At 41.0% G+C, this 22,196-nt stretch carries 23 protein-coding genes and 1 other annotated feature; of the genes, 21 read left to right on the top strand and 2 right to left on the bottom strand.

Annotated features, from left to right (window positions below; genetic code table 11):
• The first annotated feature begins 68 nt into the window (after positions 1–68).
• From ACFPA1_RS17015 to thrS, 13 genes are all read left to right on the top strand, one after another.
• Positions 69–785 carry a response regulator transcription factor gene (locus ACFPA1_RS17015; RefSeq protein WP_213144630.1) on the top strand — a complete coding sequence of 239 codons (717 nt, stop codon included), beginning with the start codon at positions 69–71 and terminating at the stop codon, positions 783–785.
• Positions 782–2,206, top strand: a complete 1,425-nt coding sequence (gene pnpS / locus ACFPA1_RS17010) for a two-component system histidine kinase PnpS (RefSeq protein WP_378584276.1) — start codon at positions 782–784, stop codon at positions 2,204–2,206. The genes ACFPA1_RS17015 and pnpS overlap by 4 nt, the downstream gene beginning before the upstream one ends.
• Before the next feature lie 4 nt (positions 2,207–2,210).
• A complete protein-coding gene (polA, locus tag ACFPA1_RS17005; RefSeq protein ID WP_378584274.1) occupies positions 2,211–4,847 on the top strand; it encodes a DNA polymerase I in 2,637 nt (878 codons plus the stop codon).
• Positions 4,848–4,874: 27 nt separating this feature from the next.
• Complete coding sequence (gene mutM / locus ACFPA1_RS17000) at positions 4,875–5,732, top strand: DNA-formamidopyrimidine glycosylase (RefSeq protein ID WP_213144633.1); 858 nt, start codon at positions 4,875–4,877, stop codon at positions 5,730–5,732.
• Positions 5,733–5,808: 76 nt separating this feature from the next.
• A complete protein-coding gene (gene ytaF / locus ACFPA1_RS16995) occupies positions 5,809–6,444 on the top strand; it encodes a sporulation membrane protein YtaF (RefSeq protein WP_213144634.1) in 636 nt (211 codons plus the stop codon).
• Between the two features lie 26 nt (positions 6,445–6,470).
• On the top strand, positions 6,471–7,082 hold the full coding sequence (gene coaE / locus ACFPA1_RS16990) for a dephospho-CoA kinase (protein WP_378584272.1): 612 nt from the start codon (positions 6,471–6,473) through the stop codon (positions 7,080–7,082).
• Between the two features lie 167 nt (positions 7,083–7,249).
• Positions 7,250–8,281 (top strand): glyceraldehyde-3-phosphate dehydrogenase, encoded by a 1,032-nt coding sequence (locus tag ACFPA1_RS16985; RefSeq protein WP_213144636.1) that lies wholly within the window; start codon positions 7,250–7,252, stop codon positions 8,279–8,281.
• A gap of 101 nt (positions 8,282–8,382) precedes the next feature.
• Positions 8,383–8,781: a hypothetical protein gene (locus ACFPA1_RS16980; RefSeq protein ID WP_378584270.1), complete on the top strand. Its 399-nt coding sequence runs from the start codon at positions 8,383–8,385 to the stop codon at positions 8,779–8,781.
• 102 nt (positions 8,782–8,883) lie between these two features.
• Positions 8,884–9,345 carry a transcriptional regulator NrdR gene (gene nrdR / locus ACFPA1_RS16975; protein WP_213144638.1) on the top strand — a complete coding sequence of 154 codons (462 nt, stop codon included), beginning with the start codon at positions 8,884–8,886 and terminating at the stop codon, positions 9,343–9,345.
• 48 nt (positions 9,346–9,393) lie between these two features.
• On the top strand, positions 9,394–10,782 hold the full coding sequence (locus ACFPA1_RS16970) for a replication initiation and membrane attachment family protein (protein WP_378584422.1): 1,389 nt from the start codon (positions 9,394–9,396) through the stop codon (positions 10,780–10,782).
• A gap of 16 nt (positions 10,783–10,798) precedes the next feature.
• Positions 10,799–11,728 carry a primosomal protein DnaI gene (gene dnaI, locus ACFPA1_RS16965; protein WP_213144639.1) on the top strand — a complete coding sequence of 310 codons (930 nt, stop codon included), beginning with the start codon at positions 10,799–10,801 and terminating at the stop codon, positions 11,726–11,728.
• Positions 11,729–11,844: 116 nt separating this feature from the next.
• Positions 11,845–12,723, top strand: a complete 879-nt coding sequence (ytxC, locus tag ACFPA1_RS16960; RefSeq protein ID WP_378584268.1) for a putative sporulation protein YtxC — start codon at positions 11,845–11,847, stop codon at positions 12,721–12,723.
• A 396-nt stretch (positions 12,724–13,119) separates the two neighbouring features.
• On the top strand, positions 13,120–15,051 hold the full coding sequence (gene thrS / locus ACFPA1_RS16955) for a threonine--tRNA ligase (protein ID WP_378584420.1): 1,932 nt from the start codon (positions 13,120–13,122) through the stop codon (positions 15,049–15,051).
• Here thrS and ACFPA1_RS16950 read toward each other — a convergent pair.
• Positions 14,999–15,736, bottom strand: a complete 738-nt coding sequence (locus ACFPA1_RS16950; RefSeq protein WP_378584418.1) for a nuclease-related domain-containing protein — start codon at positions 15,734–15,736, stop codon at positions 14,999–15,001. The genes thrS and ACFPA1_RS16950 overlap by 53 nt on opposite strands.
• Before the next feature lie 336 nt (positions 15,737–16,072).
• Positions 16,073–16,204 (top strand) — a sequence feature (ribosomal protein L20 leader region).
• Between the two features lie 105 nt (positions 16,205–16,309).
• Here ACFPA1_RS16950 and infC point away from each other — a divergent pair.
• The 6 genes from infC to ACFPA1_RS16920 all read left to right on the top strand — a co-directional run bounded on the left by infC (position 16,310) and on the right by ACFPA1_RS16920 (position 19,392).
• Entirely contained in the window at positions 16,310–16,813 is a 504-nt protein-coding gene (gene infC / locus ACFPA1_RS16945) for a translation initiation factor IF-3 (protein WP_277398316.1), read from the top strand.
• Positions 16,814–16,829: 16 nt separating this feature from the next.
• Positions 16,830–17,030, top strand: a complete 201-nt coding sequence (gene rpmI, locus ACFPA1_RS16940; protein ID WP_213119942.1) for a 50S ribosomal protein L35 — start codon at positions 16,830–16,832, stop codon at positions 17,028–17,030.
• 38 nt (positions 17,031–17,068) lie between these two features.
• The gene (gene rplT / locus ACFPA1_RS16935; protein WP_213144642.1) at positions 17,069–17,428 is read left to right on the top strand and encodes a 50S ribosomal protein L20; all 360 of its coding nucleotides are present in this window, start codon (positions 17,069–17,071) and stop codon (positions 17,426–17,428) included.
• A 58-nt stretch (positions 17,429–17,486) separates the two neighbouring features.
• Positions 17,487–17,747, top strand: a complete 261-nt coding sequence (locus ACFPA1_RS16930) for a DUF1294 domain-containing protein (protein ID WP_378584266.1) — start codon at positions 17,487–17,489, stop codon at positions 17,745–17,747.
• Between the two features lie 2 nt (positions 17,748–17,749).
• The gene (locus ACFPA1_RS16925; protein WP_213144644.1) at positions 17,750–18,241 is read left to right on the top strand and encodes a dUTP diphosphatase; all 492 of its coding nucleotides are present in this window, start codon (positions 17,750–17,752) and stop codon (positions 18,239–18,241) included.
• A gap of 65 nt (positions 18,242–18,306) precedes the next feature.
• Positions 18,307–19,392 (top strand): M42 family metallopeptidase, encoded by a 1,086-nt coding sequence (locus tag ACFPA1_RS16920; protein ID WP_213119946.1) that lies wholly within the window; start codon positions 18,307–18,309, stop codon positions 19,390–19,392.
• Between the two features lie 214 nt (positions 19,393–19,606).
• Here ACFPA1_RS16920 and sspI read toward each other — a convergent pair whose 3' ends face one another.
• Positions 19,607–19,816 carry a small acid-soluble spore protein SspI gene (sspI, locus tag ACFPA1_RS16915; protein ID WP_213144645.1) on the bottom strand — a complete coding sequence of 70 codons (210 nt, stop codon included), beginning with the start codon at positions 19,814–19,816 and terminating at the stop codon, positions 19,607–19,609.
• 231 nt (positions 19,817–20,047) lie between these two features.
• Here sspI and ACFPA1_RS16910 point away from each other — a divergent pair, with 231 nt between their 5' ends.
• Positions 20,048–20,803 carry a TrmH family RNA methyltransferase gene (locus ACFPA1_RS16910; RefSeq protein ID WP_378584264.1) on the top strand — a complete coding sequence of 252 codons (756 nt, stop codon included), beginning with the start codon at positions 20,048–20,050 and terminating at the stop codon, positions 20,801–20,803.
• A gap of 346 nt (positions 20,804–21,149) precedes the next feature.
• Positions 21,150–22,187, top strand: a complete 1,038-nt coding sequence (gene pheS / locus ACFPA1_RS16905) for a phenylalanine--tRNA ligase subunit alpha (RefSeq protein WP_378584263.1) — start codon at positions 21,150–21,152, stop codon at positions 22,185–22,187.
• Positions 22,188–22,196: the final 9 nt, after the last annotated feature.

Here is a 22,196-nt window from a genome sequence, read left to right as displayed (position 1 = left end):
CTTTTCGGATTTATAATATAATAATGTTAATTGAAGGAAAGAGAGAAGCGAAATCGGAGGGCCTTACGATGAAAACAAAGGTATTGGTAGTTGACGACGAACACTCTATTGTGACACTTCTAAAATACAATTTGGAACAGGCGGGATATGAGGTAATTACCGCAATGGATGGCGAAGAAGGGCGGCAGCTAGCTGTACAGGAATCACCAGACATCATCCTGCTGGATTTAATGCTTCCCAAAATGGATGGTATGGAAGTGTGCAAGCAGCTTCGGCAAGAGCGTATAATGACACCTATATTGATGTTAACGGCAAAAGATGAAGAGCTTGATAAAATCTTGGGCTTGGAGCTTGGCGCGGATGACTATATGGTGAAGCCGTTCAGTCCAAGGGAAGTGATTGCACGTGTTAAGGCGATTCTCAGAAGAACTTATTTGCAGACGGATGCGGGAGACCCAAGCCCAAAAGAAGATTCATTGATTACGATTGGGAAAATAACCATTTTTCCGGGAAAATATGAAGCATTTATTGAGGGGAATTTGCTTGAGTTAACTCTTAAAGAATTTGAATTGCTGCACTACCTTGCCCAAAACAAAGGAAATGTCTTAACCCGGGATCAATTATTAAGTGCTGTTTGGAATTATGACTTTGCTGGCGATACTAGGATAGTCGATGTACATATTTCTCATTTAAGAGAAAAAATTGAAAAGGATACCAGAAAACCGGCTTATATAAAAACTATTCGCGGACTTGGTTACAAATTGGAGGAGCCAAAAGAAGAATGACAAAGTTTCGAACTAAACTTTTGTTTTCTTTAATTATATTAATTTTTTCAGAGTTAATCGGATTGGGAATTCTGTTCGGTCAGTTGTTCCATAGCTATTTTGTACATTCATTTAATGAAAGGCAAATATGGTGGATCCTATCCGTCAGTCTTTTAATGGACCTTATCATCATTGTTTATCTCGGAATCCGAATTTCCACCAGATATATAAAGCCGATAAAGTCTGTGACAAATGTAGCGATCGAACTCTCAAAGGGAAATTACCGTGCCCGGACAACTGTTAACAGAAATGATGAAGCAGGAATGCTTGCTGTCACCATTAATAGGCTGGCAGAAAATCTTCAGGAACTCAAAAAAATGCAGGAAATGCAGCAGGACCGTTTGAAGGCATTGATTGAGAACATGGGAGCAGGTTTAATTCTTATTGACAGCCGAGGGTATATTAATTTAATTAATAAAGGCTATATCGAACTATTCCAGGTAGAACCATCTGATTATTTAAATAAGCTTTATTATGAAGTTCTTCAGGAAAAAGAACTATGCCAGATCATAGCAGAGGTTTTCCGGACAGAACAAAAAGCTAGAAAGCAGCTGCTTATCCCATTGCAAATTGAAAGAAGATATTTTGATGTATACGGTGTTCCAATCATTGGGAAAAACAATGTCTGGAAAGGAATTTTACTCGTTTTTCATGACATTACGGAAATGAAAAAGCTCGAACAAATGCGAAAAGACTTTGTCGCCAACGTTTCGCACGAACTAAAAACACCAGTCACATCAATTAAAGGTTTTTCAGAAACTCTTTTGGATGGAGCAATGAATGACAAAGAGACATTGGAATCATTTCTTTCTATTATTTTAAAAGAAAGCGATCGGCTACAATCCCTAATCCATGACCTGCTAGAACTTTCAAAGATTGAGCAGCATAACTTCCTGTTAAACATTAATGAATTGGATTTATTTGAGCTGCTAGAGGACGTCATTACTCTATTATCCGGTAAAGCACAAGCGAAAAACATTCAGCTTGAGCTTGTCAGCGAGCAAAAAGGTGCCAGCCTTAAAGGTGATATTGACCGATTAAAGCAAGTTTTTATTAATCTTATAGGGAACGCCATTACCTACACTCCTTCAGAAGGAGTGGTAAAGGTATTACTCGTAGAAGAGGACGAAGTTGTCCGTGTTCATGTTAAGGACTCCGGTGTAGGGATAAAGAAGGATGAAATTCCCCGGATTTTTGAACGTTTTTACCGGGTCGACCGGGCCAGAGATCGAAATTCAGGCGGGACAGGCCTTGGTTTGGCCATCGTGAAACATTTGATTGAGGCACACCATGGAAATATTAAAGTGAAAAGTGATTTAGGAAGCGGCAGTGAGTTTATAATCGAACTGCCGAAGAACGAGAACTATTTTTTAGGAAGGTGATTGAATGGAAAACAGAAAGCTTGTGCTGATTGATGGCAATAGTATTGCATACCGGGCCTTTTTTGCATTGCCGCTTTTGAACAATGATAAAGGTATTCATACTAATGCGGTCTACGGCTTTACAATGATGCTGATGAAGATTTTGGAGGAAGAGAAGCCAACCCATATTTTGGTTGCTTTTGATGCCGGCAAAACAACCTTCCGCCACAAAACCTTTGAAGAATACAAAGGCGGCAGACAGAAGACACCGCCGGAATTATCAGAGCAATTTCCGTTTATTAGGGAGCTATTAGATGCTTACGGAATATCAAGATATGAATTGGAGAATTACGAAGCGGACGATATTATTGGGACCCTTTCGTTAACAGCTGAAAAAGACGGATTTGAAGTAAAGGTTATTTCCGGCGACAAGGATTTAACACAGCTTGCTTCACAGCATACTACCGTGGGGATTACCCGTAAAGGGATTACAGATATAGAGGTGTACACGCCGGTGCATGTTCAGGAAAAGTATGGCTTAATCCCTGACCAAATTATTGATATGAAAGGTCTGATGGGGGACTCATCCGATAATATCCCTGGCGTACCAGGGGTAGGCGAAAAAACTGCCATCAAGCTGCTGAAGGAATTTTCCACTCTTGAACAATTATTAGAATCAATTGACAAGGTTAGCGGGAACAAGCTGAAGGAAAAGCTTACAGAGTTTAAAGAGCAGGCGGCAATGAGTAAGCAGCTTGCAACGATTGAAAGACATGCTCCCGTGGAGGTAGACTTAGAGGATATCTCATATGATGGGTTTACGAGAGAAAAATTAATAGGCTTGTTTAAGGAATTAGGATTTTCATCGTTATTGGATAAACTTGGTGAAGATTCGGCAGTAGATGTGATACAAGAGCTTGAAGAGGTTGAATACAGAATTCCATCCAAAATTAGCGGCGAATTATTTGCAAATACCAATTATTTTTATGTGGAAATGCTGGAAGATAACTATCATCAAGCGGAAATCATCGGATTTTCAATCGTTAACGACAATGGACATTTCTTTCTTCCGACGGAACAAGCGCTAAATTCGGAATCGTTTAAGAACTGGGCTGAGGATGAAGGGAAGAAGAAAACGGTATATGACGCAAAACGCACCGAAGTTTCCTTAAGAAGACAGGGAATTCATTTAAAAGGGGCGAATTTTGATATTTTAATGGCTTCTTATATTTTGAATCCATCAGAAACGGGTGAGGATTTAGCGGCAATTGCGGGTAAGTATGGCATTCGTAATATTCAATCTGATGAATCGTTTTATGGAAAAGGGGCTAAACAAAGGATTCCTGAAACAGACCGGCTTGCCGAGCACCTTGTCCGCAAGGGGATGGCTATGGCCGAATTAAAAGACAAATTAGAAGATGACCTAAAGAAAAATGAACAATATAGTTTATTTACGGAACTTGAAATGCCGTTATCACTCATCTTAGCTGATATGGAATCATGCGGCATTAAGGTGGAGCGGGAGCGCCTGGAATCAATGGGTCGTGAGCTTAACGAACGGCTTATTGAAATCGAGGAGAAAATCTGTGAATTAGCCGGTGAAAAATTTAATATTAATTCTCCGAAACAATTAGGCGTCATACTATTTGAAAAATTGCAGCTCCCTTCTTTTAAGAAAACGAAAACCGGGTATTCGACCTCGGCCGATGTTTTAGAAAAGCTGGCTGGTGAACATGAAATTATTGAACATATTCTTCTTTACCGTCAATTAGGAAAGCTGCAATCCACTTATATTGAAGGATTGCTAAAGGTAATCGAACCTGAGACAGAGAAGGTTCATACAAGATTTCAGCAAACCTTAACGGCTACAGGGAGGTTAAGCTCCATTGATCCCAACCTGCAAAATATCCCGATCCGACTCGAGGAAGGAAGAAGAATCCGACAGGCCTTCGTTCCGTCCGAAAAAGACTGGTTGATTTTTGCAGCTGACTATTCTCAAATTGAGCTGCGGGTTCTTGCACATATTTCTGGCGATGAAAAGCTAATCCAAGCTTTTAAAGAGGATATGGATATTCATACACGCACAGCCATGGAGGTATTCCATGTTGATGCAGACCAAGTTACCTCCAATATGAGACGGCAGGCAAAGGCTGTAAACTTCGGGATCGTTTATGGAATCAGCGATTATGGACTCTCCCAGTCCCTCGGGATTACGAGGAAGGAAGCAGGGCAGTTCATCGAGCGTTATTTGAACAGTTATCCGCGTGTAAAGGAATATATGGAGACAATCGTCCATTCAGCGAAGCAGAAAGGATATGTCTCTACATTGCTCCATAGGAGAAGATACCTTCCGGAAATAACGGCCCGAAATTTTAACTTGAGAAGCTTTGCCGAAAGAACGGCAATGAATACGCCCATTCAGGGAAGTGCCGCTGATATCATAAAAAAAGCGATGATTGATATGGATGAGGCATTAAAAGATAAAGGGTTGAAATCACGATTACTCTTGCAGGTACATGACGAACTGATTTTTGAAGCTCCTGAGGAGGAATTGGAAATTCTTAAACAATTAGTGCCGTTAGTGATGGAAAATGCGATTGAGCTATCCGTCCCGTTAAAAGTAGATTATGCTTACGGACCAACATGGTTTGATGCAAAGTAAATACACCAGCAAAAGGGGCTGCATTATATGCCAGAGCTTCCAGAAGTAGAAACAGTCAGGAGAACACTGGAAAAGCTTGTTCTTCATAAAACCATCGAAGATGTAACCGTGTATTGGCCGAAAATCATTAAAAATCCTGCTGAAGCGGAACAATTCATCGATGCTTTAAAAGGTGAGACTTTTGCTGCAATCGGAAGAAGAGGGAAATTTCTAATTCTTTATACAGAGAATTTCTCCTTAGTTTCCCATTTGCGTATGGAGGGCAGATACGGATTATACCCCAAGGAAGAGCCTTTCGATAAGCACACCCATGTGATTTTTCACTTTACAGATGGGACTGAACTGCGCTACCGGGATGTCCGAAAATTTGGAACCATGCATCTATACAAAAAGGGTGAGGAATTTACTAAGCCTCCCCTTATCCAGCTTGGTCCTGAACCTTTTTCAGAAGACTTTACCAAAGAGTACTTAGGGAAAATGCTTAAAAAAACGAATCGAAAAATTAAAACGGCTTTATTGGACCAAAACCTATTTGTCGGTCTTGGAAATATATATGTTGATGAAGCGTTATTTCGTTCAGGTATCCACCCCGAAAGGCTGGCGGGATCACTGAAGAAAAAAGAAATTGAGTTGCTGCATAAGGAAATTGTTGAAACTTTAAGTGAAGCAGTCGAAAAAGGCGGCAGCACGATTCGCTCCTATGTGAATTCTCAAGGGGAAATAGGCATGTTTCAACTAGAGTTATATGCCTATGGCCGCAAAGGGGAACCTTGTAAGAAATGCGGAACGCCCCTTGAAAAAACGACCGTAGGGGGAAGGGGCACCCATTATTGCCCAAAATGTCAAAGGCTTAAAGTTAAAAGAGCAAAGAATGAATCTGTCTAGATTCCAGTTTTAACACTGGATAGGCTCCTGCCATATACTATCGTAGTATTTTGCAGGAAGGAGTCCTAGACACATCATGGTTCAGTTGTTCTCACTTCTCATACTCGCTCTTGCTCTCAGTCTTGACAGCTTTAGCGTAGGGTTTACGTATGGATTAAGAAAAATGGTTATGCCGTTTAAGTCCATTCTCATCATTGCATGCTGCTCAGCCATCTCATTGATGATTGCGGTATCAATTGGACATGGACTTGAAAAAGTATTATCACCGAGTATTACAGCAAGACTTGGAGGATTTATTTTAATCGGGCTTGGAGCATGGGTGTTATACCAGTTTTTCCGCCCTGAGAAAGAAAAAGAACCGATTGAACATGAAAAAACAATTGTAAACTTTGAAATTCGGTCATTGGGGCTGGCAATCAATATTTTAAGAAAACCAATGTCGGCGGATTTTGACAAATCCGGGACGATTACCGGGATAGAGGCATTAATGTTAGGCTTCGCTCTCTCACTGGATGCCTTTGGTGCAGGAATTGGAGCAGCGATGCTTGGATTCCCTCCCATTTATTTAGCCTTGACCGTTGCGATTATGAGTTCATTATTTGTGTTATTGGGAATTAAATTCGGGTCCTTTTTTTACCGTTTTGACTGGGTTCAAAAGTTTACGTTTATACCAGGAATCTTATTAATCATCATTGGAATATGGAAGATATAACAATAGGGAAGGGAAAGGGCAGGGGTATGTCACTTGTTATTGGTTTAACAGGCGGAATCGCCAGTGGAAAAAGCACAGTATCTAATATGTTAAAAGAAATGAATATAACAGTCGTTGATGCAGATGTCGAAGCGCGTCTGGCGGTAGATAAAGGAGAACCTGCCTACCTGAAAATCATTGCTGAATTTGGTCAGGACATCTTATTAGAAAATGGGGAAATAGACAGACAAAAACTCGGCGCGATTATTTTTTACCAAGAAGAAAAAAGGCAGCTTTTGAATCAAATTGTTCATCCCGAGGTTAGAAAAAGAATGATGGAGAAGATTCAAAAGGCTTCGGAGAATCAAGAAGAAGTAATTATTCTTGATATTCCTTTGTTATTTGAAAGCAAGCTGACCTTCATGGTTGAAAAAACTATCCTTGTTTATGTAGACAGAGAAACGCAGTTGAAACGGCTGATGCAGAGAAACCAACTATCAGAAGCGGATGCACAGGCCAGGGTCAACTCGCAAATGCCGCTTGCTGAAAAAGTAAAACTGGCCAATGCCGTGATTGATAATAATGGATCAATAGAAGAAACAAAAAAGCAGCTCATTGAAATATTAGCCGGATGGGGAATTCAAAAAACATATCAATAACCTATGGAAGGGGGGCATTCACCCCTTCTTTTTTTATGTGGAGTTATCTGAATTATAAAACTTTTAAAAAATACGCTTTTTATTCATCACAAATAAAACTAAATGTGTTATACTAATACCATCAGATGGAGATAAAAGTATAACATTAATGCGGAAGGGGCCGTAAAATGAGAGCAAGAATTGCCATTAACGGGTTTGGAAGAATTGGAAGGATGGTTTTTAGACAAGCAATCCTTGAGAAAAAGCTGGATGTTGTCGCAATCAACGCAAGCTATCCTGCTGAAACGTTAGCACATTTAATTAAATATGATACCAATCACGGAACATTCCAGGGAGAAGTTATCCCTTTAGATAATGAACTGCTTGTAAATGGAAAAAGAGTCAAGCTTTTAAGTAATCGTAATCCAGAAGAACTTCCATGGAGAGAATTGGGAATTGATATTGTCATTGAAGCAACTGGTAAGTTTAACTCTAGGGAAAAGGCTGCGCTCCATTTAGAAGCGGGAGCAAAGAAGGTAATCCTTACTGCACCGGGTAAGAATGAAGACGTTACGATTGTTATGGGTGTAAATGAAGAAATGCTCGATATTGAACACCATGAAGTGATTTCTAATGCATCTTGTACAACAAACTGCCTTGCACCAGTTGCAAAGGTTTTAGATGATAAATTTGGAATTGAATGCGGATTAATGACCACTGTTCATGCTTACACAAATGATCAAAAAAATATCGATAATCCACACAAGGATTTACGACGGGCTCGTGCGTGCGGACAATCTATCATTCCGACTACGACAGGAGCAGCGAAAGCACTATCCCTTGTTCTGCCGCAATTGAAGGGCAAACTACATGGTATGTCACTGCGCGTTCCAACGCCAAATGTTTCCCTTGTTGATTTAGTTGTAGACCTTAAGCAAGATGTAACGGTGGATGATGTTAACAAGGCGTTTAGAGAAGCTGCCGGAGGTCCGTTAAAAGGAATTTTAGACTTTACGATGGAACCATTAGTTTCAGTCGATTTTAATACGAATGAACATTCCGCCATTATCGATGGACTTTCCACGATGGTAATGGGGACAAGAAAAGTAAAAGTATTGGCTTGGTATGATAATGAGTGGGGCTATTCTACACGTGTAGTCGACTTAAGTTTACTTGTCGCCGAAGAAATGGCTAAAATGTCGCAGGTAAAGGTTAGCTAAATAAGATAAGATTAAAAAGAGGTTGCTTTACAGGCACCTCTTTTTATATTTTCCGGATATTGATATACACTAGAAACAAAGGTTTACAAGGAGGAACGCTAATGACGATTTTATTGGGGCTCTTTACCCGTTTTAAAAGACAAATTGAAACAACAGATAAACAAACTGATGATTCTTTAAAAACTCATTATTATAAAGGGACATTCAATCAGGTTTTCGATTCAGTAGAACAAATTTTTAAAGAAGATGCTGATTGCCATGTTACAACGGTTTCTAAGGAGCACGGCGAGATTGCTGTTGATATCCAGAAGCCCTTTCCATGTTTTCTTATTGCAACAATTGTCTCTGTTAAACCGATGGAAACAGCTGTGGATTTCACTATTTCATCCGAAAAGTTCGCAATGCTTGGGACCTATCCGGAATTAAAAAAACGTATTGTCGCCTACTATAAGCGAATTAGCCAAATACATACCAATATTGGAACAGGAAAAAACTATTAATACTTTTACTTGTGAAAAGGTGTTCTTTTTTATAAGATAATAGTAAGAATTGCTGCGGAAAATGTTCGGATTTACCTATTAGATTTGGAGTTGGTTTAGGAGATGAAATGCCCTTCATGTCAGAATTATGGCACACGCGTACTTGATTCCCGGCCCGTGGATGAGGGACGTGCAACACGAAGAAGACGAGAATGCGAAGAATGCGGGTACCGTTTTACTACATTTGAGAAAATCGAAGAGATTCCTTTAATTGTCGTCAAAAAGGAAGGAACGAGGGAAGAATTCAGCCGCGATAAAATCCTGCGCGGGCTTATTAAGGCATGTGAAAAGCGCCCTGTTGCTTTAAAGGAATTAGAGGACATTACACATGGTGTAGAGAAAGCTCTTCGAAGTCAGGGTGTTTCCGAAATTAAAAGTGATGAGATTGGCGAAATGGTGATGGACAGGCTCTCAAAAGTAGATGAGGTTGCATATGTCCGCTTTGCATCAGTTTACCGCCAATTTAAAGATATCAATGTTTTTATCGAAGAATTAAAAGAATTAATGAACAAAGAGAAATTATAAAGAGCTGTTTCGGCTCTTTTTTAGCTAATAGGAAAGGTTTGAATGAAAATGGCGCAGCATTGGCAGGAAATACTTCCAATCGATCGTTATATTGTTACCGCTAATGGACTGCTGCATGAGTATGACCGAAAAGTGCTGACATTTTTATACCAGCCTTTAATTGGGTCAACTTGCTTTAGCTTGTATATGACACTCTGGGCTGAACTGGAAGAAAATCGATTATGGTCGGAATCCTCCACACACCATTTATTAATGAATCTACTAGGTCGGAATCTAAATGAAATCTATGAAGCACGCCTAAAACTTGAAGGAATCGGCTTGGTGAAGACTTATGTTAAAACGGAGGATGAGGTGCGTTCCTTTATTTATGAACTCCACCCTCCGTTAAGCCCGGACCAGTTTTTTTTGGATGGTATGCTTAACATTTATCTTTATCGTAAAATTGGAAAAAATCATTTTTCCCGTTTAAAACGCTTTTTCTCGGAACAGCAAATCCCAAAAGGTACCGGATATCAGGAAACCACTAAGGCGTTTCAGGAAGTGTTTATGTCAGCAACACCCGGTACTATCCAATATATGCAGGATAACTCTGAGGATCTTGCTGCCGATACTGACCAGCACTTTATAGGGCGTCACGATTCAAGTGGTGTGCAAATTGATATCGGTACGTTTGATTTTGATCTGCTTATCGCCGGTTTAAATGAATCGCTTGTCCCGAACAAAGCTTTAAACCATAAGGTAAAAGAGGTTATTAGTAAACTCGCATTTCTTTATAATATCGATGCTATTCAAATGAAAAATATTATTCTCAGTGCTGTTAATGAGGCAAATGAAATTGATTTGGAAGAGTTGCGAAAAGCTGCGCGTGATTGGTATCAATTTGTGAACTATGACCAGCTGCCGACACTCATCGAACGTACCCAACCGGCTGCCCATCGGGTTCAAACGGAAGAGCCAAAAACAAAGGAAGAGAAGCTCATTCATTATTTGGAAACAACGTCCCCTTTGCAGTTTTTAAAAGACCTGTCGGGAGGGGCAGAACCATCAAAATCGGAAATTGAGCTGATTGAAGAGATCATGTTCAATCAAAAGCTTCTTCCAGGTGTTTTAAATGTGCTGATGCATTTTGTGATGCTAAAGACCGATATGAAGCTGACAAAGGGGTACACCGGGACAATTGCCAGCAACTGGGCAAGGCTGCAAATAAAGACGGTCAAAGAAGCGATGGAGCAAGCCAAGAAGGAATCCCAAAAAACGGCCAAAAATAAACAGGCTACCGGAAAAACATCAAAGCAAAAGCCAATCCGGACGGAGTTTCTTCCAGAATGGTTTGACGAAGATCCATCCAAAAAGGCTGAGCCGCACAAGGAAACGACCAAAGATTTAGAAGCAAAAAAACGTGAAATAGAAGAAATGCTTAAGGCATTTGATGACTAGATGCTGGAGGTGAATTATGGAAAAGATCAACAAAACTCTAAAACGGTTAGCCTCACATGAGAATTTTCAAAAACGATTTGCGCAAATGCGTGAGGACACATTGGCCAATCCTGATGTCAGGGATTTTTTAAGGAAGCATCAGCAGGACCTCACCGAGGAGATTATTGAGAAGAGCCTGATGAAGCTTTATGAATATACGCAGCAAAGCAGGTACTGTCACAAGTGTGAAAGTCTTGAGGCATGTACCAACATGATGAAGGGGTATCATCCTGAATTAATTTTAACGAGGAGTTCCATCGATTTGCGGTACGACCGCTGTCCGCGAAAAATTATGGAAGATGAGAAGCGGAAAAATGAGAAACTCATTAAAAGTTTACATGTGCCAAAGGATATCCTGAATGCCTCGTTCGAGGAGCTTGAACATGATGAGGAACGGATCGATGCAGTTCAGAAAGCTGCCGCTTTTTTACTAAAATATGAGCAGGGCAAGCCGGTGAAGGGACTTTATTTTTACGGGAAGTTTGGTGTTGGAAAGTCCTATTTATTAGGTGCCATTGCCAATAAACTTGCCAAAAAGCAGATTTCTTCGATGGTTGTCTATGTTCCGGAGTTGCTGCGGGAGATGAAAAGCTCCATCGCCGACTCGACTTTAAACGAAAAAATCGATGCGTTAAAAAAAGAGCCGATTTTAATGCTTGATGATATTGGTGCTGAAGCGATGTCCAGCTGGACGCGCGATGAAGTTCTTGGACCAATCCTGCAATTTCGCATGCTTGAGAGCCTGCCGACCTTCTTTACTTCTAATTTTGATTTTCAGGGGCTCGAGCACCATTTAACCTACAGCCAACGCGGCGAAGAGGAAAAAATGAAGGCCCGCCGCATAATGGAGCGAATTCGTTCTTTGAGCGAACCCGTAATGGTGGGCGGTTCCAACCGCAGAAATTAATGTTACAAGGGATTCCGGTATTCGCCGGAGTCCTTTTTTACACTTTTAAAACTTCTATTTTGGCCAAGTCCCCCATATATATTAAAACAGAGATTCGGTTTTTAGGGGGGATTTGGTTGGCAGAAATCATCTTCCAAAATAAGATGGATGCAATCCGTTTTTATAATCATTTGCAAAAAGTATTAAATAATCTTCTTGATTATGAAAATATTCTTCTTTTTGAAGATCGACATATAGTGAAAATAATGGATGGCTCTTGTTCTGACCATTTATTTGCCAAGGTTAAAGACGCTTTTTATGAGTTTATTACATGTATTAAACGCGATGACTGGTTTATGGATATTTTGGAGCAGCAATTTTTTTACGAAGACCTGGAGGAACGGCAGCAAATTTTGGAGATTCTTTATTCCATTTTAGAAGGGCATCGCTTTGAACTGTCTTCTTTTTTACTGGAAAATAATGAGGAGCCTAATATTAAGGAAGCCATTCATCATGTTTTTCAGGAAAATATTTCGTTCTCGTTTGATTCGTTTGCGAAATTTAGGTTGCGCTCGTATCTCCAGCTCCTTGAAAGCTATGTGGAGCTTTCAATTGATGAATATAAAATGGAGCAGGAATACCAAATGTTTGTGAATATGCTGAGAGATTTTTTGGCAAATCGGGAGCCGAAAATTGAAGTGCTGCATCTATTATTTGATGATGAAATCACCTTTTACAATGAACATTTTGAAGAAATGAAACGAAGCGAATTGATACGTCTGATTGACCGAAAGCTATTGGTGAATCATCCAGTTTACGTCGATTCGGCCTCGATTGCCCCGCTATTATCTCTGGCGCCGACATCTATTTTTCTTTATACAAATGATCCGGAGGCCCCGCTTGTCAGAACGATTAAGAATATTTTTGAGGAAAGAGTGAAGGTCAGGCAATTCGAGGCGCTCCGGGAAGTGAAAAATTGGGTAGGAAAAGCAGCTTCCTCCGAAAACCATGGATAAAAAATACAAATTGTTGAAATAATTTGTTTTATGAAGTTGATTTTTTAAAACTAAATCATTATAATAACGTACATAGCTTATATCACAGTAAATGTAATGATAAGGACAACAGTATTTTTTTACGGTTTTTAGAGAGGGAGGACGCGGCTGAAAGCCTCCTAACACGAAAGAAATACTTACCACCTTTAAACTTCACCAGTGAACACTTCATTTTTTCATGAAGCTAGTAATTGTTGACGGCAATCAGCCGTTACCCTGACCTAAAGTCATTTTCAGTATGCCTTTTTGGCAGCTTCTGAAAATGAAAAATTGGGTGGAACCACGTGTTAATCAAAACTCGTCCCTATTCCTAGGGATGGGTTTTTTTATTTTTTATTTTATAAGGAGGAATTGATGATGTCAGATGTTGTAAAAATTGCATTTCCTGATGGGGCAGTAAAGGAGTTTCCAAAAGGAACGACAACAGAAGATATTGCGGCATCCATCAGCCCTGGTCTGAAGAAAAAGGCTATTGCCGGCAAACTAAACGGTCAAATGTATGATCTTCGCCGTCCAATTCAAGAAGACGGTTCAATAGAAATCGTGACACCAGAATCTAAGGATGCCCTTGAGGTATTGCGCCACAGTACTGCCCACTTAATGGCACAGGCTGTTAAGCGTTTGTACCCGGGAGCCAAGCTTGGTGTCGGCCCGGTTATTGAAGGCGGATTTTATTACGATATGGATTTAGAGGAATCTTTGACACCTGAAGATCTTCCTAAAATCGAAAAGGAAATGGCGAAAATCGTTAGCGAGAACATTGAAGTTGTTCGCAAGGAAGTCAGCCGTTCTGAAGCAGTTCAGCTTTTTAAAGGAATCGACGACGAGTATAAGCTTGAGTTGATTGAAGCTATTCCTGATGAGGAACAAGTAACGATCTATGAGCAGGGTGATTTCTTTGACCTATGCCGCGGTATCCATGTTCCATCAACTGGAAAAATTAAAGAATTTAAGCTGTTAAGCATTGCGGGTGCCTACTGGCGCGGCGACAGCAATAACAAAATGCTTCAGCGCGTATACGGCACTGCCTTTTTCAAAAAGGAAGAGTTGGCTGAACATCTTCGTTTGCTTGAAGAAGCAAAAGAGCGTGACCACCGCAAGCTTGGTAAGGAGCTTAATTTATTTACTAATTCTCAAAAGGTAGGGCAAGGGTTGCCGCTTTGGCTGCCAAAGGGTGCAACAATCCGTCGTATCGTTGAGCGCTATATCGTGGACAAAGAGGTCAGCCTAGGCTATGACCATGTTTATACACCGATTATGGCAAACGTGGAGCTATATAAAACTTCCGGCCACTGGGATCATTACCATGAAGATATGTTCCCGGTAATGGAAATGGACAATGAGCAATTAGTGCTCCGTCCGATGAACTGCCCACACCATATGATGGTGTACAAAAATGCGATGCACAGCTACCGTGAGCTTCCAATTCGGATTGCTGAGTTAGGAACAATGCACCGTTATGAAATGTCTGGTGCTTTATCCGGATTGCAGCGTGTCCGCGGGATGACTTTGAACGATGCGCATATCTTTGTTCGTCCGGATCAAATTAAGGAAGAATTCCAGCGCGTTGTTCGGCTGATTCTAGAGGTTTATAAAGATTTCGATATTAAGGAATATTCATTCCGATTATCGTATCGTGACCCTCAAGATAAGGAAAAGTACTTCGATGACGATGCGATGTGGGAAAAAGCACAAAGCATGTTAAAAGAAGCGATGGATGACCTTGGCCTTGATTATTTCGAAGCTGAAGGAGAAGCCGCATTCTACGGTCCTAAATTGGATGTTCAAGTCAGAACTGCTTTAGGCAAGGACGAAACTTTGTCGACTGTGCAATTGGATTTCTTGCTGCCTGAACGTTTTGATTTAACTTATGTTGGTGAAGATGGCAAGCAGCACCGTCCGGTTGTTATCCACCGTGGCGTAGTTTCCACTATGGAACGATTTGTTGCTTACTTGATTGAAGAATACAAGGGCGCATTCCCAACTTGGCTGGCGCCTGTACAGGTTCAAGTGATTCCTGTATCACCAGAAGCGCATTTTGATTATGCCCGAAAGGTACAGGAACAATTGAAGGCTGCAGGCTTCCGCGTTGAATTGGACGGCCGTGATGAAAAAATAGGCTATAAGATCCGCGAAGCGCAAATGCAGAAAATCCCTTATATGCTGGTTGTCGGCGATAAGGAAGTCGAGGAAAACGCTGTTAACGTACGTAAATATGGCGAGCAGAAGTCTGAGACTAAGGCGTTTGAGGAGTTTCTTGCTGGGTTGAAGGCGGAAGTGCAGAAATAAACAGTAATTTTAAAAAAAGGGAGAGAAATCTCCCTTTTTGGTTTTTTAAGGACAAAACTGCTTGAAATAGAGGCGGAAGTGTCCGAACCCGGGCAACCTTCGGACAAAACCGATTAAAAAAGAGATGGAAGTGTCCGAACCCGGGCAACCTTCGGACAAAACCGATTGAAAAAGAGATGGAAGTGTCCGAACCCGGGTAACCTTCGGACAAAACCGATAGAAAAAGAGGTGAAAGTGTCCGAACCCGGGCAACCTTCGGACAAAACCGATTGAAAAAGAGATGGAAGTGTCCGAACCCGAGCAACCTTCGGACAAAACCGGTTGAAAAAGAGGTGGAAGTGTCCGAACCCGGGTAACCTTCGGACAAAACCGATTGAAAAAGAGGTGGAAGTGGTCCGAGGTTCTGGAGCAATTGGCGGAGCAAAGAATTACTTTTATTTAACTGGTAAAGTGGATTAGTATATTCAGTCTTTGGCAGCTTATATAATCTATCTGATTCTGGTTCGGATTCTGGTCCTAACTCGTAAAAATAATTACCTTCATAATTTTTTACTTCACACAAATAAATCTGTCCAGGCACAATAATCAATGAGTCAATTTGAAAAGTTTGATTGTTTACCGTAAACAGCAAATCGTTTAAAATAAAGCATTCGCATCTGAGCTGTTCCGTCAGCTCATCAAACATTATCTCTCCTTCATATCCCTTTTTTAGTCGTAGATAATGCTTCTTGTCATCATCTGATAAAGTCATCGGGCATTTAACACTCCTAAAATGAGTAATTCTTCAGACTGGGTTCGCGGTTTATATGCCATTTAGCCACATCCTTTCTCCAAATTTATTTTAATAAAAAATGATTCTCCTAGGAATGAATATTTTGTTAACTTTTACCTGTAATAAAAATATGTTGAATAATTTCTGCTTTCCTGCTAAAATAAATTTCGTTGTCACAAAAGGAGTTCATTTGACAAAAGTTCTTTGCTTGTGATATAGTATCTAAGGTATAAATTGAATACTTGTTTCTAGGAAAAGAAGAAGCACCCGCTTCTCACCTGATTGACGCAGTTTGGCAGTTGGCAGGTTTTACGAGGACTTTTAGTTATTTTAACTTTGTTCGTAAAGTGTGGGTGTGTACATCCACACTTTTTTATTTGTACTTCTCATGGACTGCCAAACATAAAAAATCTTGGTGGGGAGTATGTTTTTCCAAACGTTGTATTCTTGATTAAACCTTGGAGGTGGCTAATTATTAGCAAAGACATGTTAGTAAATGATGGGATTCGCGCTCGTGAAGTTCGCTTGATTGATCAAAATGGCGAGCAGTTAGGAATTAAATCCAAAATCGAAGCGCTGGAGATTGCCGGACGAGTGAATTTAGATTTAGTGCTTGTAGCACCAAACGCTAAGCCTCCGGTAGCCCGGATTATGGACTACGGCAAATTTAAATTCGAGAATCAAAAGAAAGAAAAAGAAGCTCGAAAGAACCAAAAGATTATCACGACAAAAGAAGTTCGTTTAAGTCCAACAATTGATGAGCACGACTTTAATACAAAGCTTCGCAATGCTATTAAGTTCTTGGAAAAAGGCGACAAGGTAAAGGCCTCCATCCGTTTCAAGGGCCGGGCAATTACCCATAAAGAAATCGGTCAGAAAGTATTAGACCGTTTTGCAGTAGAGTGTAAGGAAGTAGCTACGATTGAGTCTCATCCAAAAATGGATGGCCGTAGCATGTTCTTGGTTTTAGCACCTAAAATCGAAAAGTAATAAGGAGGACATCCCAATGCCAAAAATGAAAACTCACCGCGGCGCTGCTAAGCGTTTCAAGAAAACTGGATCTGGTCAATTAAAGCGTGACCACGCTTATACAAGCCACTTATTCGCAAACAAATCTACAAAAGCTAAGCGTAAGCTTCGCAAGTCTTCACTTGTATCTAAAGGTGATTTCAAACGCATTCGTCAATTATTAACAAACGTAAAGTAATCGATATAAGCATTGATTTAATCTAGGAGGGAAATTACATGCCACGTGTAAAAGGCGGTACAGTTACTCGCAAACGTCGTAAAAAAGTTCTTAAATTAGCTAAAGGTTATTACGGTTCAAAACATACATTATACAAAGTTGCTAACCAACAGGTTATGAAATCTTTAATGTATGCATTCCGCGACCGTCGCCAAAAGAAGCGCGACTTCCGCAAACTTTGGATCACTCGTATCAACGCAGCAGCTCGCATCAACGGTCTTTCTTACAGCCGTTTAATGCATGGCTTAAAGCTTGCTGGTATCGAAGTAAACCGCAAAATGCTTGCTGAATTAGCAATCAGCGATGCTAACGCATTTGCTGAATTAGCAAACGCTGCTAAAGCTCAAATAAATAAGTAATTAAAGATATGGCCATTCTCTCTGATGAGGATGGCCTTTTCTGTAGAGGAGATTTTTTATGGCAGGATTATGGGCAGCTATTATGGCTATAAATATAGTTGCGTTCAGCTTAATGGGCGTTGATAAAAACAGAGCGAAGAAACATCAATACCGGATTCGGGAAAGAACGTTATGGCTTGCAGCGTTATTTGGCGGCGCTGTTGGTGCTACGATTGGGATGTACTTTTTCCGGCATAAAACAAAGCATCTGCAGTTCAAGATTGGCTTTCCGATTCTGGCAATCATCGATGTGATACTTATTATAAAGGGAGTGTTTTAAAAATGAACCTTGTGAAGTTGTTTCAAATGCAAAAGGCATTAGATTCGCATATTGAAGAAAAACACCAGCTTCAGGACGAGGATTTATTCAGCCGAAAAATTCTCGCCTTATTAGTTGAGCTTGGTGAGCTCGCTAACGAAACCCGCTGCTTTAAATTTTGGAGCGTTAAGCCTTCATCACCAAAAGATGTGATTCTTGAGGAGTTCGTTGATGGGGTGCATTTTATTTTATCGTTGGGGATTGAGTGCGGATTTGATCAAAAGGGAATGGAATTAATGGCTGCACAGCCTGAGTGCAGCGTGACAGAACAGTTCTTAAGTGTTTATGAAGGGGTCACAATTTTTCAAAAATCAAAAGGTTTTGAGGATTACCTGCGATTATTCGTAGCATATTTGCAGCTGGCAGCCCTGCTTGGGATATCTTATGAAGAAATGGAACAGGCATATTTTTCAAAAAACGAAGTAAATTATCAAAGACAGCAAAACAACTATTAATTTGTTAATTGTCAAATAGTTTCGTTATAATGAAAATGATCGTACATATAAAAGGGGGCTAAATAATGGCAAAAATGGATGAAACATTGACCATGCTGAAGGATTTAACCGATGCCAATGGAATTCCAGGCAATGAGCGTGAAGTGCGCGAAGTCATGAAAAAATACATAGCACCATATGCAGATGAAATCACCACTGACGGATTAGGCAGTTTAATTGCCAAAAAGGTTGGAAAAGAGGGCGGCCCTAAAATCATGGTAGCCGGTCACTTGGACGAAGTTGGCTTTATGGTGACGGCGATTGATGACAAAGGCTTCCTGCGCTTTCAAACGGTCGGTGGCTGGTGGGGCCAGGTGATGCTTGCCCAGCGAGTGACCATTGTAACAAGAAAGGGCAATGTAACAGGGATTATCGGATCTAAGCCGCCGCATGTTTTATCAGCGGAAGCCCGCAAGAAGCCAATTGAAATCAAAGATATGTTTATTGATATCGGTGCATCAAGCCGGGAGGAAGCATCTGAGTGGGGCGTGCGTCCTGGAGACATGGTCGTGCCATATTTTGAATTCACTGTAATGAACAATGAAAAGATGCTTCTTGCGAAAGCTTGGGATAACCGCATCGGCTGTGCGATTGCGATTGATGTTTTAAAGCAATTGCAAGGTGTTGATCATCCGAATGTTGTTTACGGCGTCGGAAATGTTCAAGAAGAGGTTGGCTTACGCGGTGCCAAGACAGCTACTTATAAAATCCAGCCTGATATCGGCTTTGCTGTTGATGTAGGTATTGCCGGCGATACACCTGGAATTAGCGAAAAAGAAGCGATGAGCAAAATGGGCAAAGGGCCGCAAGTGGTTGTCTATGATGCTTCAATGGTAGCGCACAAGGGATTGCGTGATTTTGTAACGGATACTGCGGATGAACTCAACATCCCTTACCAGTTTGAATCCATCCCAGGCGGTGGAACAGATGCTGGCTCCATCCATTTAACGCATAATGGTGTACCTGCACTGGCGATTACGATTGCGACTCGCTATATTCATTCACATGCTGCAATGCTCCATCGTGATGACTATGAAAATGCTGTTAAGCTGATTGTAGAGGTCATAAAGCGTTTGGATCGCGAGGCTGTTGATAAGATTACGTTTGAATAAGGTATTGGGGTCCCCGGCTGCTGTGTTTGCGCCGGGGATTATTTTGTAATTTGACGATTCGCCGATAGAATGCTCCGATTCGCTGATAAAACCCAAAAATTCGCCGATAGACTTCTCAAATTCGCCGATAGAACTCAAAAATTCGCCGATAGACCCTGCCTTCCCCCAAAAAAACAGCCGCCAACCCATCGGCCAGCGGCTTCCAAACCAATTTTTAATGCTTTAACCCGCTTTCAAGCGTGCTAAGCATCTCTTTTTTCTCTTGTTCAGATGAATTTTGCCAAATAACTTCAAATAACACGCCCAAACCTGGCAGCATTTTCTCTTCCCCGCTTTGAATCGCATCGACAATGGTATCCTCTAATTGGTCTTGCGAATTATTGGAAACATTGTGAATTACAGCATTTCGCAAATTGAAATTCATAATGGGCCACTCCTTCTTTAAGCTTAAATTCTTTAGCTAATAGGGAATTATAAAATTCCCCAAATATATAATTCCCTAACGCATAAATTCAACTACGCTTCTGTCTTCGTCCTATCGGACTCGCCAATCAGCGAGTTTTCATTTATTATCATTTCTAATTTTGGTTTTAATATGTATTTTAATTGGGCTATAATGTTAAAATCAGAGTAATTTTTTAAAGGGGAAACAAAATTGAAATATATACAATCGCAGCAAAATCCGCAGGTTAAGCAATGGAAAAAGCTTTTAACGAAAAAAGAGCGAGACCGCTCAGATACATTTTTAGTGGAAGGCTTTCATTTAGTGGAAGAAGCACTCAAACAGGATGAACAGGTTTTAGAAATCATTATTTCTGAAAAAATAGGTGTGCCGCCTCGCCTCGATGCTGGTCAGACACCCATTTACATGGTGACGGAGGAAATCGCCGATTCCTTATCGGAAACGGAAACGCCCCAGGGGATTTATGCTGTCTGCCGGCAAACCGATCAAAAAACAGACTTAAAAAATGCAAAAACGTACCTCCTAATCGATGCTGTTCAAGATCCGGGAAATCTCGGCACGATGATTCGGACAGCCGATGCGGCGGGAATCGATGCGGTAATTGTAGGCAAAGGCAGCGTCGATGTCTTTAACGGAAAGGTTCTGCGTTCCGCTCAAGGAAGTCACTTTCACCTTCCAATCATAAGAGGCGACCTTCAAGAATGGACGACAAAACTAAAAGAAAAAAATATACCTGTTTACGGAACAGCACTTGAGGGAGCTTCTGCATATACTGATATTTCAACCGGTGAATCTTTCGCCCTGATTGTCGGCAACGAAGGGAGCGGCATGGATAAAGAACTTCTGTCCCAAACAACCGCCAACCTTTATATTCCGATTTACGGCAAAAGCGAATCGCTGAATGTCGCGGTTGCGGCAGGAATTCTTTTATATTACTTGAAAAAATAAATTTGAAACACTCAAAAAATTAGTATATAATAATGAACAATGTTGATATTTAAAAGACAATGACGGAGAAAAGTATCTTGTCAAATGGCCATTTTTAGGGAGAAAGTGCCGCGACTGAAAGCACTTTTATGGACAGGGCAGGAGAAGTTCACCTCCCGAGTCGGCATCGGGACCATTTCCATTGGAGATGTAAAGATGCGCCCGGCTACAGCCGTTATCTGAATGAAGCGAACACAATATGTGTATACATACGTGTTTACAAGGGTGGTACCGCGATCTAATACCTCGTCCCTTTTTTGGGGGCGGGGTTTTTTATTTTTACATAAATAATCAAGGAGGAATCCAAATGCAAGAGCGTTTAAAGGAGTTGCAAGCTGAAGCAATTCAGAAAGTGGAACAGTCTTCAAGCTTAAAAGACTTGAATGACATCCGTGTTGCATATTTAGGGAAAAAAGGCCCGATTACCGAGGTATTGCGTGGCATGGGCAAATTATCGGCGGAAGAGCGTCCGGTGATTGGAGCTCTCGCTAATGAAGTACGTGAAGCCATCGCTGCTAAAATCGAAGCTAAGCAAAATCACCTGGAAGAAGCAGCTGTCTTAGAAAAATTGGCTTCTGAAAGCATTGACGTCACCCTTCCAGGGCGTCCTGTTAAGGTTGGGAACCATCATCCATTAACAAAAATCATCGAGGAAATCGAAGACTTGTTTATCGGAATGGGCTATGAAATAGCAGAAGGACCTGAGGTAGAGCAGGATTATTATAACTTCGAAGCGTTGAACCTGCCGAAAGGCCACCCAGCCCGCGACATGCAAGATTCCTTCTACATTACGGAAGAAATCTTGCTTCGCACCCATACATCGCCGGTTCAGGCCCGGACGATGGAAAAGAACAACGGCAAAGGTCCGATCAAAATCATCTGCCCTGGTAAAGTATACCGCCGCGACAATGATGATGCGACGCACTCACATCAGTTCATGCAAATTGAGGGCTTAGTGGTAGGCGAAAATATCCGCATGAGTGACCTTAAGGGAACATTGGATGTATTTGCTAAAAAGATGTTCGGCCAAGACCGTGAAATCCGTCTTCGCCCAAGCTTTTTCCCATTCACAGAACCTTCCGTTGAGATGGATATTTCCTGTAAAGTATGCGGCGGCCATGGCTGTAATGTTTGTAAGCAGACAGGCTGGATTGAAATCCTTGGCGCAGGAATGGTTCATCCAAACGTACTTGAGATGGCTGGCTATGATTCAAAGAAATACACTGGATTTGCTTTTGGAATGGGACCTGAGCGGATTGCGATGCTGAAATACGGTGTTGATGATATCCGTCATTTCTATACAAATGATGTTCGTTTCTTAAAGCAATTTTCGGTGGAAGAATAGGAGGTTGAC

This window comes from Neobacillus sp. GCM10023253 (assembly GCF_042653105.1).
In the GTDB taxonomy this organism is placed as follows: Bacteria; Bacillota; Bacilli; order Bacillales; family Cytobacillaceae; genus Neobacillus; species Neobacillus citreus.
The sequence above is the reverse complement of the archived record's forward strand: the minus strand, read 5'-3'. Positions and strand labels throughout refer to the sequence as shown.